General features: G+C 29.2%; 10 protein-coding genes and 1 tRNA gene. 3 read left to right on the plus strand and 8 right to left on the minus strand.

All coding sequences use genetic code 11. The features are described from left to right. Positions 1-119: 119 nt before the first annotated feature. The gene (locus QOZ84_RS14395; RefSeq protein WP_284133639.1) at positions 120-1,079 is read right to left on the minus strand and encodes a calcium/sodium antiporter; all 960 of its coding nucleotides are present in this window, start codon (positions 1,077-1,079) and stop codon (positions 120-122) included. A gap of 323 nt (positions 1,080-1,402) precedes the next feature. On the opposite strand from QOZ84_RS14395, the gene pflB reads away from it, so the two are divergent. Both pflB and pflA read left to right on the plus strand, forming a co-directional pair. Next, complete coding sequence (gene pflB / locus QOZ84_RS14400; RefSeq protein WP_284133640.1) at positions 1,403-3,634, plus strand: formate C-acetyltransferase; 2,232 nt, start codon at positions 1,403-1,405, stop codon at positions 3,632-3,634. 310 nt (positions 3,635-3,944) lie between these two features. After that, positions 3,945-4,679, plus strand: a complete 735-nt coding sequence (gene pflA, locus QOZ84_RS14405) for a pyruvate formate-lyase-activating protein (protein WP_284133641.1) — start codon at positions 3,945-3,947, stop codon at positions 4,677-4,679. Positions 4,680-4,752: 73 nt separating this feature from the next. Here pflA and thiI read toward each other — a convergent pair whose 3' ends face one another. Together thiI and QOZ84_RS14415 are read right to left on the minus strand one after the other, a co-directional pair. Continuing rightward, the gene (gene thiI / locus QOZ84_RS14410; protein WP_284133642.1) at positions 4,753-5,928 is read right to left on the minus strand and encodes a tRNA uracil 4-sulfurtransferase ThiI; all 1,176 of its coding nucleotides are present in this window, start codon (positions 5,926-5,928) and stop codon (positions 4,753-4,755) included. 17 nt (positions 5,929-5,945) lie between these two features. Continuing rightward, positions 5,946-7,097, minus strand: a complete 1,152-nt coding sequence (locus QOZ84_RS14415) for a cysteine desulfurase family protein (protein WP_284133643.1) — start codon at positions 7,095-7,097, stop codon at positions 5,946-5,948. Positions 7,098-7,811: 714 nt separating this feature from the next. Here QOZ84_RS14415 and QOZ84_RS14420 point away from each other — a divergent pair. Continuing rightward, on the plus strand, positions 7,812-8,807 hold the full coding sequence (locus QOZ84_RS14420) for an asparaginase (RefSeq protein ID WP_284133644.1): 996 nt from the start codon (positions 7,812-7,814) through the stop codon (positions 8,805-8,807). 85 nt (positions 8,808-8,892) lie between these two features. Here the strand turns inward: QOZ84_RS14420 and QOZ84_RS14425 are convergent, their stop codons facing one another. The 5 genes from QOZ84_RS14425 to QOZ84_RS14445 all read right to left on the minus strand — a co-directional run. Beyond that, positions 8,893-10,935, minus strand: coding sequence for an ATP-dependent helicase (locus tag QOZ84_RS14425; protein ID WP_284133645.1), 2,043 nt, complete (start codon positions 10,933-10,935; stop codon positions 8,893-8,895). 404 nt (positions 10,936-11,339) lie between these two features. Further along, positions 11,340-12,902, minus strand: coding sequence for a ClC family H(+)/Cl(-) exchange transporter (locus QOZ84_RS14430; RefSeq protein WP_284133646.1), 1,563 nt, complete (start codon positions 12,900-12,902; stop codon positions 11,340-11,342). 78 nt (positions 12,903-12,980) lie between these two features. Continuing rightward, positions 12,981-13,071 (minus strand) — tRNA-Ser (locus QOZ84_RS14435). Positions 13,072-13,269: 198 nt separating this feature from the next. Next, positions 13,270-13,575 carry a hypothetical protein gene (locus QOZ84_RS14440; RefSeq protein WP_284133647.1) on the minus strand — a complete coding sequence of 102 codons (306 nt, stop codon included), beginning with the start codon at positions 13,573-13,575 and terminating at the stop codon, positions 13,270-13,272. A 242-nt stretch (positions 13,576-13,817) separates the two neighbouring features. Next, the coding region (locus QOZ84_RS14445) for a hypothetical protein (RefSeq protein WP_284133648.1) at positions 13,818-14,024 on the minus strand (207 nt) is incomplete at its 5' end.

Consider the following 14,024-nt stretch of genomic DNA (forward strand, 5'->3'; position numbering starts at 1 on the left):
TTTCCGTTATCAATTTACCTTGATTTATCTATTATATATTGTTTTGGGTTAATATGCAATTAGTATTTTCCCCTCTAAGGCCATATAATATTCACGACGATATAAACTTAAGCCTGATATTACAACGCTATATACATTAAATATAGTGTTGTTAAGTATGTAAAATATATACCCATCATTAGTATACCTTGCCATCTATATAGCTTAGATTTTTTAATAGTAGGTAATATTAATGTAAGCAATATTAAAATCATAAACGGAAAATCTATTTTCATAGTCTGAGCTAATATAGGGATATTATTAGGAATAGCTGAAATTCCAATTACTGATACTATATTTAATATGTTAGCACCTAATATGTTTCCTACACATATAGCGTGATGCTTCTTCCTTATAGCAGTTATAGCTGAAACTAATTCTGGTAAAGATGTTCCAAGTGCTATTACTGTAAGACTTATTACACCCTGTGGTATTCCGATGAACTGAGCTATTATTACCCCATTATCAACAAGTAACTTAGACCCTACCACCATCATTATTAATCCTAGTGTAAAAAATATGGCTATCTTAAGTACTTCTTTAAATGTAGTCTTTTCTCTTCTTGTACTTGATCTACTATTTTTTTTATTGTCATCACAAACACTTTTGTAGTTAGTATACATATATATACCTAACATTACTAAAAGTATAATTCCATCTTTTTTATCTATCATCCCATCTAATCCGATTAGTATAAGTACTATTACTGATATTAATAACAATGATGACTTTGATAAAAACATATTTTTATCTACTTTAAATGGGCTTATTGCTGCTACTAGTCCTAAAACTAACCCTGTATTACATATAATTGAGCCTACTGCATTTCCTAAACTCATAGTTGTGTGCCCATCAAGTGATGCGAATAATGATACTGTAAGTTCTGGCAATGTGGTTGCAAAGCTTACTATAGTTGCACCTAATATAAGCTCAGATATATTAGTTTTCTTTCCTATTAATACTGTATAACTTATAAATATATCTGCTCCTTTACTTATAAGTATAAAACCAATTAAAAATAGTAATACTATAATGAACATAAACATCCCTCCTCTATATATAAATAGGTATTCAAAATTTACGCATATATTCTATATTTTCAAACTTTATTGTGTTTAATACAGTGATGCCTGGGTATAAATATACAAACAAAAAAGTAAAAAAAGTTTTTTAAACTAATAATCGACAATTTATTAATAAAATATTGTATACAAAATACTGTTTTTATGTTATGATTATCTTGTTTAAAAAACATCTAGCTAGATTTTATATATATACAATTTTAGAATTTTAAAATAAAAAAATAACAAATCAAAATTAATTTAAAAAAATTTAAACCGGACTTAACAAGGAGGCTATTCACATGAATGCATGGCAAGGATTTAAAGAAGGTAGATGGACTAAAGAAATAGATGTTAGAGGGTTCATCCAAGCAAACTACACTCCATACGAAGGAAATGATTCTTTCTTAGCTGGAGCTACAGAAAACACTAAAAAATTATGGGAAGAAGCTATGTCTTTATTCAAACAAGAAAGAGACAATGGTGGAACTCTAGATGTTGATACAAAAACTGTATCTCTGATCAATGCATATGGACCAGGATATTTAGATAAAGAATTAGAAACAATAGTTGGTTTCCAAACTGATGCTCCATTAAAAAGAGCTGTTATGCCATTTGGTGGTATCAAAATGGTTGAAAACTCTTGTAAGTCTTACGGATACGAATGTGATTCTGAAATAAGTGAGATATTCACTAAATACAGAAAAACTCATAACCAAGGAGTATTTGATGCTTATACTGCTGAAATGAGAGCTGTTAGAAAATCTGGTATAGTAACTGGATTACCTGATGCTTACGGTAGAGGTAGAATAATCGGAGATTACAGAAGAGTTGCTTTATACGGTGTTGATGCTTTAATCGCTGATAAAAACGCACAAAAAGATACTTTAGACGTATCTACTATGGACGAAGCTATAATAAGATTAAGAGAAGAAATATCTGATCAAATAAAAGCTTTAAAAGAATTAAAAGGTATGGCTGCTGTTTACGGATTTGATATATCTAAGCCAGCTACTAACGGTAAAGAAGCTGTACAATGGTTATACTTCGGATACTTAGGAGCTATAAAAGATCAAAACGGAGCTGCAATGTCATTAGGTAGAACTTCTACTTTCTTAGATATATTCTTCGAAAGAGATTTAGCTGCTGGAACTATAACTGAAGAAGAAGTTCAAGAAATAATGGACCACTTCATAATGAAGTTAAGAATGGTTAAATTCTTAAGAACTCCTGAATACAACGATTTATTCTCTGGAGACCCAACTTGGGTAACTGAGTCAATCGGTGGTATGGGAATTGATGGTAGAACATTAGTAACTAAAAACTCATTCAGAGTTTTAAATACTCTTTATACTTTAGGTGCTTCACCAGAGCCAAACTTAACAGTTTTATGGTCTACTCAATTACCAAAAGGATTCAAAGACTTCTGTTCAAAAGTTTCTATAGATTCAAGTTCTGTTCAATATGAGAACGATGATTTAATGAGACCTTACTGGGGAGATGACTATGGTATAGCTTGTTGTGTTTCTGCAATGAAGATAGGTAAACAAATGCAATTCTTCGGAGCTAGAGTAAACTTAGCTAAAACTTTATTATACGCTATAAACGGTGGAGTTGACGAAAAATCATTAGCTCAAGTTGGACCAAGATTCGAGCCAATAACTTCAGAATACTTAGACTTTGACGAAGTAATGTCTAAATTTGAGCCTTTCACTGATTGGTTAGCAAACTTATATGTAAATACATTAAACGTAATCCACTACATGCATGATAAGTACTCTTATGAAGCATTAGAAATGGCTTTACATGATAGAGATGTATTCAGAACTATGGCTTGTGGTATAGCTGGTTTATCAGTATGTGCTGATTCATTATCTGCTATAAAGCATGCTAAAGTTAAAGCTATAAGAAACGAGCAAGGAGTAGCTGTTGATTTCGAAATCGAAGGCGAATACCCAATGTACGGAAACAACGATGATAGAGTTGATACTATAGCTTGTGAATTAGTTGAAAGTTTCATGAACAAAATAAGAAAGAACAAAACTTACAGAGATGCTTACCACACTCAATCTATACTTACAATAACTTCAAACGTTGTTTACGGTAAGAAGACTGGTAATACTCCATGTGGTAGAAGAGCTGGTCAACCATTTGCTCCAGGTGCTAACCCAATGCACGGAAGAGATAACAGTGGTGCTTTAGCTTCATTAGCTTCTGTTGCTAAATTACCTTACGAGCATTCTCAAGATGGTATATCTAACACATTCTCTATAGTACCAGGTGCTTTAGGAAAAGATATGTCTGAGAGAGTTAACAACTTATCAGCAATGATGGATGGATACTTCGGAGACGGAGCTCATCACTTAAACGTTAACGTATTTGATAGATCTACTTTAGAAGATGCTATGGAGCATCCAGAGAAATACCCTCAATTAACTATAAGAGTTTCAGGATACGCTGTAAACTTCATCAAGTTAACTAGAGAGCAACAAATGGATGTTATAAACAGAACATTCCACGGAAAAATGGCTTAATTTATAACTTCACAATTTCTTACCTCACCGTAAGAATTATTAAAAATCAACAATCAAAGTATATAATTTTTTCAGAGTGTAAGTCTCATCAACTTACACTCTTTTTTTATATTAAAATAAACTTTTTAATTTAAGTTTCAAGTATAAAATTATTGGGTATAATTTTAAATATTAGAACATAGTTAGTTCATAGTTTATATGGACTTTATACAGATAATATCATATAATATATTTGTAAATCATTTTTGTATACAGTATATTATATATTTAAATAAAATTAATTTTAAATTCAACTTACGAGGTGAGCATTATGGTTAAAGGAAGAGTACATTCAATAGAAACATTCGGAACAGTAGACGGTCCTGGAATAAGATTCATATTATTTATGCAAGGATGTCCATTAAGATGCAAGTATTGCCACAATAGAGATACTTGGGATACTAAAGGTGGAAAAGAATACAGTACTGATGAAATAATAACTCAAGTACTTAAATATTCTTCATATATGAAATTCTCTGGTGGAGGTATAACTGCATCAGGTGGGGAATCTACATTACAACCAGAATTCTTAACTGATTTATTTGCTAAAGCTAAGAAAAATCAAATACACACTTGTCTAGATACTTCTGGATTTGTAGACATAGATACGATTGATCCAATCCTTGATAATACAGATTTAGTTTTACTTGATTTAAAACATATGGTAGATGAAAAATCTAAAGATTTAACTGGTGTCGGTACTGAAAAAGTATTAAAATTAGCTAAGCATTTAGATGAAAGAAATATACCTGTTTGGATAAGACATGTTCTTGTTCCTGGCATCACAGATGATGTTGAAAACTTAGAAAAATTAGGACAATTTGTATCTACTTTAAACAATGTTGAGAGATTAGAATTATTACCTTACCATACTCTAGGGGTTCATAAATGGCAAAATATGGGTATAGATTATGAATTAAAAGATGTTGAAAATGCTACTGATGAAGATATTCAAAGAGCCACTAAGATAATTAATAAATTTGGTGTTAAAGTATTTAATAAATAAGCCCTTTAAAATTATTTTAATATGGTTATAAATACATAAAAAAAGAAGTCCAGTCGGACTTCTTTTTTTATGTTTAGTTAAATTCTAAATCTTCTACTTCTATGTTATCTATTGCATCTTGTATTAATTTTTCAACATCTAATTTATTTTCAGACATTTCTATTCTATCTAATTTAGGCTTAGTTACTGGTTTCTTTGGTGAGAATACACTACAACAATCTTCTTCAGGTAGTATAGACGTTTCAAATGTTCCTATTCTTTGAGCTATCTCTATTATTTCAGTTTTATCCATAGCTATAAGAGGTCTAAACACAGGTAAACTTACTGATGCATCTGTACAAGTTAATCCTTGTATCGTTTGAGATGCAACTTGTCCTATACTCTCTCCTGTAACTAAAGCTTCGCAGAATCTTTTCTCTGCAACTCTTTGTGCTATTTTCATCATAAATCTTCTTGATATTATAGTAGTTTCTTCTTCTTTGCAAGTTACTCCTATTGCTTTTTGTATTTCTAATAAGTTAACTTTATGAAGTCTAACTCTTCCACAATACTTAGCTAATATTAAAGCTAAATCTCTTACTTTCTCTTGAGACTTCTCACTTGTAAATGGGTAACTATGGAAATGGATACACTCTAGTTCCATACCTCTTTTAGCTACCATCCATGATGCTACTGGGCTGTCTATTCCTCCTGATAATAAAGACATTGCTCTACCATTAGTTCCAAGAGGTAGTCCTCCGTAACCAGCAACAGTATCACTATATGCCATAACGTGATTTTCTCTATATTCACATTTTATTTTTATTTCTGGATTTCTAACGTCAACTGCTATTCTATCTTTAACTTGAGATACTAAATATCCACCGATATCTAAACTCATCTCTTGAGAAGTTAATGGTAAGCTTTTGTCTCCTCTTCTAGATTCAACTTTAAAAGACTTAGCTCCTTGTTCTATTTTCTCTTCTAGCATGTTTAGTGCTAATTCTTTTAATTTATCATAGTCCTTCTCTGCTCTTACTGCTGGGCAAACTCCAACTATACCAAATACTTTTTTTACTTCTTCTATTACTTCTTCATAATCGTAATCTTCTAAATCTACATATATTCTTCCGTATTCTTTGTAAACATTAAAGTTACCGATTGGCTTTAGCATGTTCTTTACATTTTTTATTAATTTATTTTCAAATATATATCTATTTTTACCCTTTACTCCGATTTCTCCGTACTTAACTATTAGTATATTATACAAATGTATCACCTCTTATTTTATTTTCTTCCTATTATCGATCTTAAATCCGTTACAGACTCTTTTACTATCTTTACAGTTTCTAAAATTTCTTCTTCTGTATTTAAATCACTTAAACTAAATCTTATAGCACCTTCTATTTCATCTTTAGTTAATTTCATTTCATTTAGTACATGACTACCTTTTTTCTTAGATGAACAAGCTGACCCTGTTGATACATAAAGTCCTCTTTGCTCTAGGTAGTGAAGTAAAACTTCTCCTTTTATTCCACTAAATGAAATATTTAGTATATGGCATACTCCATCATCTGATGAATTTACTTTTATACCTTCTATATTTTTTATTATCTCATCTTTAAGTAAATTTTTTAATTTAGCTATCTTTTCTATAGTTTTATCTAAATTTTCATTAATTATCTTTACAGCTTCTCCTAAGCCATATACGCCTGGAGTATTTTCAGTACCTGATCTTATTCCTATTTCTTGACCACCACCTGTTAGCATAGGCTTTAATCTATTATTTTCCTTAATATACATAAACCCAATTCCTTTTGGACCATGGAACTTATGCCCACTAACACTCATAAAGTCTATATTATATCTTGATGGCTTGAAATTAATTTTAGAATATGATTGTACAGCATCTACATGTAAATATATCTTTTCACTTAAAGATTTAAGATATTTTCCTATTTCTTGTATCGGTTGAACTACTCCTACCTCATTGTTTACATGCATTATAGTAATCAGACATGTAGTAGGTTTTATTGCTTCTTTTAGTTCATCTAAATTTATTCTTCCGTGTTCATCAACTTTTAAATATGTAACTTCACATCCATCATCTTCTAAGTCTTTAAGTGTATTTAGTACTGAAGGATGTTCTATAGTTGTAGATATTATATGATTTTTTCTTTTTTTATGTATGCTTACTACACCTCTTATTATGGTATTGTTCGATTCAGTACCTCCAGATGTAAAGTATATTTCTTTATCTTTAGCTCCTATTGATCTAGATATGTTTTGTCTTATTAATTTTATATTTTTTTCAACTTCAATACCTTTTCTATGTATTGAAGATGGATTTGCATAGTCTGTATTTAGTGCATAAACTACTTTATCTATTACCTCTTGATATGGCTTTGTTGTAGCACTATTATCTAAATATATCTCCATATACTGCACCAACTTTCTATTTTTTAACATCTATATATAAATAGTAATTTACTAGATTGTTTATATTTATTGTTTCCAAATCTTAATATTGTATTTAAAACTCACATCATTTTATTATATCACTTTTATATATTTTTTTTAACATTTAATAACCAATATTATAAAATATATAGCAATTATTATTATATTTTACGTCTGTTTATCACCCAATGTATTAATTTAGTTTTTTTTTGTAAAATTATATTTTTTCACTAACTGATTTATTTATATTAACATTAAAAAATAAAGATATTTTATTTTCTAATTAAATGTACTTTTTTCTATTAATTAATTTGTAATATATACTACAATATACATTACAAATTAATTAATAATATTTTTTTTAAAAAGTATTGCTTTTTCTGTCGAAATTTGTTATTATTAATACAGGTTATCCCCCTGATAACCTTAATTAAAATCTCTATTCCCAATACCCCTTTTAAACGGATAGACTTTATATCCATTATATTAAGTTGACAACGGAAGTTAGCTTAATAGAAAAAAAAGAGCTTCCCCGAGCTCTTTTTTTTCTGCCCTTTTTTAATTAATGCTTAAATATTCATTTCTTAATTTACTATTTTTCCATTTAAATTTTTCACAATAGACCTATATATGTATTTTTTGATATAATCTAACTATAATATATATTTATATATTTTAAGGGAGGCTATACATATGAATAAAAAGAAAAAAATTGCTATAGTTTTTACAGGTGGAACTATATCTATGACAGTAGATGAAAAAGTAGGCGCTGCTATACCTACTTTATCTGGTGAGCAAATAATGTCAATGGTAACTAATATTGATAAAGTCGCAGAGATTGAAATTTTAAATTTTGATGAAATACCTGGACCTCATATTACACCAGAGAGAATGATGGAATTAAAAAATTATGTGAATAATTTACTTGCAAAAGATGACATAGACGGAGTTGTTGTTACTCATGGTACAGATAGTTTAGAAGAAACTGCTTATTTCTTAGACTTAACTATAACTAGTACAAAGCCAGTTATAGTTACAGGAGCTATGAGAAGTAGTTCTGAACTTGGATACGATGGTCCTAGTAATCTATCTTCAGCTGTTTGTACAGCTATATCTAAAGAAGCTGTTGGCAAAGGTGTTCTTGTTGTTTTAAATAATGAGGCTATGTTGGCTTCTGAAGCTACTAAAACAAACACTCTAGCTTTAAATACATTTAAAGCACTAGCTACAGGTCCTTTAGGTGTAATAGATTGTAATGAGCTTGTATTATCTAAAAATGTAGGTCCTAGAACAATAATTGATACTGACAATGTTGAATCAAAAGTTGCTTTATTTAAAGCTGCTGTTGGTATGGATGCTGAGTTTATAAAATTAGCTACTGACAATGGATATAAAGGTATAATTATAGAAGCTATGGGTAGAGGAAATATACCTCCTCATATGTTTGAAGGGGTTAAGTATGCTAGAGAAAATAATGTACCTGTTGTTATAGTTTCTAGATGTCACTCTGGTAGAGTATTTGATAGCTATGGATATTTCGGTTCTGGAAGAGATTTAAGAAACATTGGATGTATATTCGGTGGAGACCTTCCAGGTCAAAAGGCTAGAATAAAGCTTATGCTAGCTCTTGGAAAAACTAATGATTTAAATGAAATAAAAGATTTCTTCGAAAAAGGTATTTATTATTAAACCATTCAATTTATATAAGCCAGAGTGATGCTATTTAATAACTTCACTCTGGCTTATATAATAAAAAATATTATATTAAGTTAACCTATATTTTCCATATCATTCCTTTAGTAAGACAAACTTTATAATCAAGTGTTCTGTCACCATCTTTAAATTTAACCTTAATAGAATTTCCTTCTTTTTGTATAATAATACCTTCTTTAAATCTTTTATGATATATTTTATCTCCTATCGTTGTATCTTGCATTTCTTTATTAGTAGGAGACTTAATATCATCTATAAATCTTGATTTAGAAACTTTCTTACCATACTTACTAATAGGATAACTTATATATAAACTTTCTTCCGCTCTTGTAATAGCTACATACATAAGTCTTCTCTCTTCTTCTATTTGTTCTGTTTTCTTTTCATCATCACCTATATCATAAGATTTTTCATGCGGGATAGTACCTTCATTAGCTCCTATTATATAAACATTTTTAAATTCTAATCCTTTTGCACTATGCATAGTTGTAAAAATAACACCATCACTATTTTTATTATTTTTATTTTCTATAAGTTCTGATTTAACTCTTTCTATATGCTCCATATATTCTTGTATAGTTTTAAAGTTCATTGCTGAACTTTCTAACTCATTTAAAATTTCAATCAAACCATTAGTTTTGATTTTTCTATTTGAACAATAATCTAATATGTATCTATCATAATCTAAGCTTGATCTTATATAAGATATTGCATTTTTAGGATTTAATGTTTTTAAATAACTTAAATCTATTTCTAAATCATTAATAGTCTTAATTTGCTTTGGATGAAGATCACATTTATTTATTAATGCATTTATAAAATCAGATTCTTCTTTCACCAAATTCACATTATCCTTAGAAATATATCTAAAAGGCTTATTTATAATTCTAACCCAGTCTTTATTAGATTTTGCATTTAAAGCTATTCTTAAATACGCTAAAATATCTTGAGATGCCCAATGATCATATATTGTTATTACAGAGTCTTTCACTACAAATGGAATTCTCATATCCATAAATATATCTACAAGCGCTCTAGATTGTATATTAGTTCTGTATATTACTGCAAAATCAGTATACTCTGTATATTCTTTTTTCATTTCTTCTAAAATATCTTTAGCTATAAATGTAGCTTCTTCTTCTGAATCCTCTGGTGATACGTAATTTACAGTAGCGCCTTTGCCTTGATGGCACATTATAACTTTTTCATATCTATTTTCATTTTTTTCTATAAGTCTATTAGCTACATCAACTATTTCATTTTTCGATCTATAATTAATATCCAATAATACTTTTTTAGTATTTTCAAAGTATGATTCAAATTGAAGTAAAAAATCTGGTCTTGATCCTCTAAAACCATATATACTTTGGTCTTCATCTCCAACTACAAATATATTATTTATAGGATTTGCTATTAATTTAAGTACTTCAAATTGTACTTTATTTATATCTTGGAATTCATCTACTAAAATATATTTATATGTATTTCTAATTCTATCTAATACTGGTTTATTATTTTTCAATAAATAATACGTTTTTATTAACATATCATCAAAGTCAATTTTATTTATTGTATTTTTATGTTCTTCATAAAGATTATAAACTTTTGTAAATTCATCACTACTTAGTATTTCAGATTCAAAATCTATTTTATCCATTAGTTCGTTTTTCACATATGATATTTCATTTATAACTTGACCTATAGTTTCATCATCATCTGCATTTTCTACATTTAAACTTTTAAGAATGCCTCTAAGTACTAATCTTTTTGATTTTTCATCAAATATACTATCTAAACTATAGTTTTCAAAATATCTTAAAATCCTAAAAAATACAGAATGAAATGTTCCATATGTAACTTTATTCATTCTATAATCATTACTTAAACTTAAAGCTCTATTTTTCATCTCTACTGATGATGCCTTAGTGAAACTTATTGCAAGTATACTACTAGGTCTTATATTTTTGTTTACTACCATATTAGCAATTCTATAAGTTATTACTCTAGTCTTACCAGACCCTGGACCTGCAAGGACCATACACGGTCCATCTATATGATTTACTGCACTCTCTTGATTTTCATTCAATTTGCCTATACTTATCATAAACTACCACCTTGAAGTTATATTTATTATTATACAATTGTTTTTCACGCCTTAAATTAAGGTCTTTTATTATTTATGTTAATGTTTTTTATAGTTTTAATTATATTTCATTTATAATATTTTAAAATATATCCAAATACTATTATAGTATATAATTTTAAAAACAAGAAATTTTATATAAATAACAGATAAATTATCAGATTATATTTATAGATATTATAATTTTTTTAAATAAAAATTAGCCCTATTTAATTGTAAACTAAAAACCTTATAAAAATACATAGAAATAATCAAAGAAATTGTAATATATAAATCAAAATTTACTATTTTACCTATAAGTATTTATGTATAAAATTAAAGAGCTAAAATCCTCCTAATAATAGATTTTAGCTCTTTAATAATTTTTAGCTTTCTGCCAGCTCAGTTACTTTATACAATGTCTCTGAAGAACTATTTTGATCTGTCATAACTGTTAAATAGTCACCTGCCATTATTTCAGTTTCCCCTTTAGGTAATATTTCAGTATTGCCTCTAGTAATTGTAACTACTAAACAATTATTAGGCCAACATACTTCCCTTATACACTTTCCATCAAGTTTACTATTCATATGAACAACAGCTTCTAATGATGTCTTTTTACTAGAACTGCCTTCATATTTGTGCGTTCCCTTTTCTAATAATCGCTCTAGCAAACTTTCATATATTGGATGTGAATTTAACATATCTGATGTTAATTGAGAAATAATTACAACCATAGAAAGCGCTAATAGATGATCTAGAGAACCAGTCATTTCTGATATTAGTATTATAGCTGTTATAGGAGCCTTTACTGTTGCTGCAAAGTGACCTGCCATAGCTAGAACTACAAAGTTCATCATATAGCTACTTGGTACACCTAAGTATGATATACATATAACCCCTACTACATTTCCCACTAACGCACCTAACGTAAGTAATGGGAAAAATATTCCTCCTGGAACTCCTGACCCAAAACTTATAAATGTAAATAAAAATTTAGCTACAATAAATATCATTAACATAATCATCGTAAAATTACTTTCTTTTAAGCTCATTATAAGTTCATGACCACCACCTAATAATATAGGTGATACTAATCCTATGATTCCAGCCATTATAAAAGGTATTATTATCTTTACTTCTGTACTCATCTTACTTTGCTTAAACATACTTTGTGTCTTTAAAATCCCTCTATTAAATATAACTCCACTTATACCTATTGTTATTCCTAATATTATAAGTACTCCATAATACTTTAATGGTATTGGCGTTAAGTTACCAAAGTGTAGTGATGGTATTATTCCAAAGAATTGTTTAGATATAAAATCAGCAGTTAACGAAGCTATCATAGCTGATAATAAAACTAACGGTGAAAAGTTTTTATGAACTTCTTCTAATGCAAACATAACTCCTGATAATGGCGCACTAAATGCTGCTGCTAAACCTGCACTTGCCCCACTTGTTATTAGATATTTTTCTTCATCTTCTGGTCTATTTAATTTCTTAGCTATACCTTCTCCAACAGAAGCACCCATTTGAACAGATGGACCTTCTCTACCTACTGATAGTCCAGCCCCTAGACATATAAGTCCTCCAACAAATTTATTTATTAAAATTTTAAACCAATTCATCTTAAGCCTTCTCATTAAAATACCTTCAATTTGAGGTATACCACTTCCAGATATCATAGGTTCTTTTTTAACCTGTCTTGATACAAAATACCCAGCAGCTGTAAGTAACATAAATATAATTGGTATAAATGCTAAACTTTCTCTACCCTTTGAATAAATGCTCATAAATACTTGAGCTAATTTTGATGCAAGAATCCTATATGTTACAATAGTTAAACCTACTACTATTCCAACTAGAAGAGAATCTCTTACTAGCTTATACTTGAAATTTTGAGCTCCATTTAAAATTTTTAGAACTCTTTCTTTACTATTTTTCACAAAAAAACATCTCCATTCGTCTGTCTATTTACGTCAAATCACATAAAAAAAACTATCGATTAATCGATAGTTTTTTACTGGCGGAGAAGGAGGGATTCGAACCCTCGCACCAGTTACCCAGCCTATACCCTTAGCAGGGGCACCTCTTTAGCCACTTGAGTACTTCTCCACGTTTTCTTTGTTTATAAATTAATTATATAATATTAACTAAATTACGTCAATATGTTTTATGATTTTTTTAATTTTTCATTGTCTCTGTATACTCATAGAGTTTACTGTTAATAGCTAGTACCTTCATTTTAATATTTTATATAAACAAATAGATTGAATGTAAAAGAGAGTGGTCAAATATGACCACTCTTTAAAATTATTCACTATCACTTACATGTTTGCTATCATGTGATGATTTTTTATCTTTTATTGGTTTGTTTTCACTTGCGTGTTTTTTATCACTTGAACTTTTACTATCTTTTACGGGCTTACTAACGCTTACATGCTTGCTATCATGTGATGATTTTTTATCTTTTATTGGTTTGCTTTTACTTGCGTGTTTTTTATCACTTGAACTTTTACTATCTTTTACGGGCTTACTAACGCTTACATGTTTGCTATCATGTGATGATTTCCTATCTTTTATTGGTTTACTTTCATTTGAGTGTTCTACATCTCTCATATTAATCTACACCCCTTATTACAAAATAATTAATCTAAATTTTTATTCTTCATCTTGGTCTTCTTCATATCCATCAGCTTCAATATATCCATCTACTCTATGGCTTTGCTTTTTACCACAACAACCACAAGTTACATATATATTTATTGGTGTATTAACATTTATAGGTCCTATCTTGTTACATGATTTTGATTGATTATTATTGCTTGCATTAGATTCTGCTGTTGCATCTGCGTCTGCATCTATATCTGCGTCTGCATCTGCTGTTGCATCTGCGTCTGCTGTTGAGTCTGCATCTGCTGTTGAGTCTGCGTCTGATGTTGCATCTGCATCTGCTGTTGCGTCTGCATCTGCTGTTGCATCTGCGTCTGCTGTTGAGTCTGCATCTGCTGTTGCGTATGCGTCTGCTGATGACTCTTATTAACATCAGGCGGAGGCGACGTATTAGG

It is taken from the genome of Romboutsia sedimentorum (genome assembly GCF_030131845.1).
Classification (GTDB): domain Bacteria; phylum Bacillota; class Clostridia; order Peptostreptococcales; family Peptostreptococcaceae; genus Romboutsia_D; species Romboutsia_D sedimentorum.

What these genes read in the sequence shown, in the direction of transcription:
- QOZ84_RS14415 (WP_284133643.1), bottom strand. Translation starts at nt 7,097, where the DNA reads ATGGAGATATATTTAGATAATAGTGCTACAACAAAGCCATATCAAGAG.
- pflA (WP_284133641.1), top strand. Translation starts at nt 3,945, where the DNA reads ATGGTTAAAGGAAGAGTACATTCAATAGAAACATTCGGAACAGTAGAC.
- QOZ84_RS14395 (WP_284133639.1), bottom strand. Translation starts at nt 1,079, where the DNA reads ATGTTCATTATAGTATTACTATTTTTAATTGGTTTTATACTTATAAGT.
- QOZ84_RS14440 (WP_284133647.1), bottom strand. Translation starts at nt 13,575, where the DNA reads ATGAGAGATGTAGAACACTCAAATGAAAGTAAACCAATAAAAGATAGG.
- QOZ84_RS14420 (WP_284133644.1), top strand. Translation starts at nt 7,812, where the DNA reads ATGAATAAAAAGAAAAAAATTGCTATAGTTTTTACAGGTGGAACTATA.
- pflB (WP_284133640.1), top strand. Translation starts at nt 1,403, where the DNA reads ATGAATGCATGGCAAGGATTTAAAGAAGGTAGATGGACTAAAGAAATA.
- QOZ84_RS14425 (WP_284133645.1), bottom strand. Translation starts at nt 10,935, where the DNA reads ATGATAAGTATAGGCAAATTGAATGAAAATCAAGAGAGTGCAGTAAAT.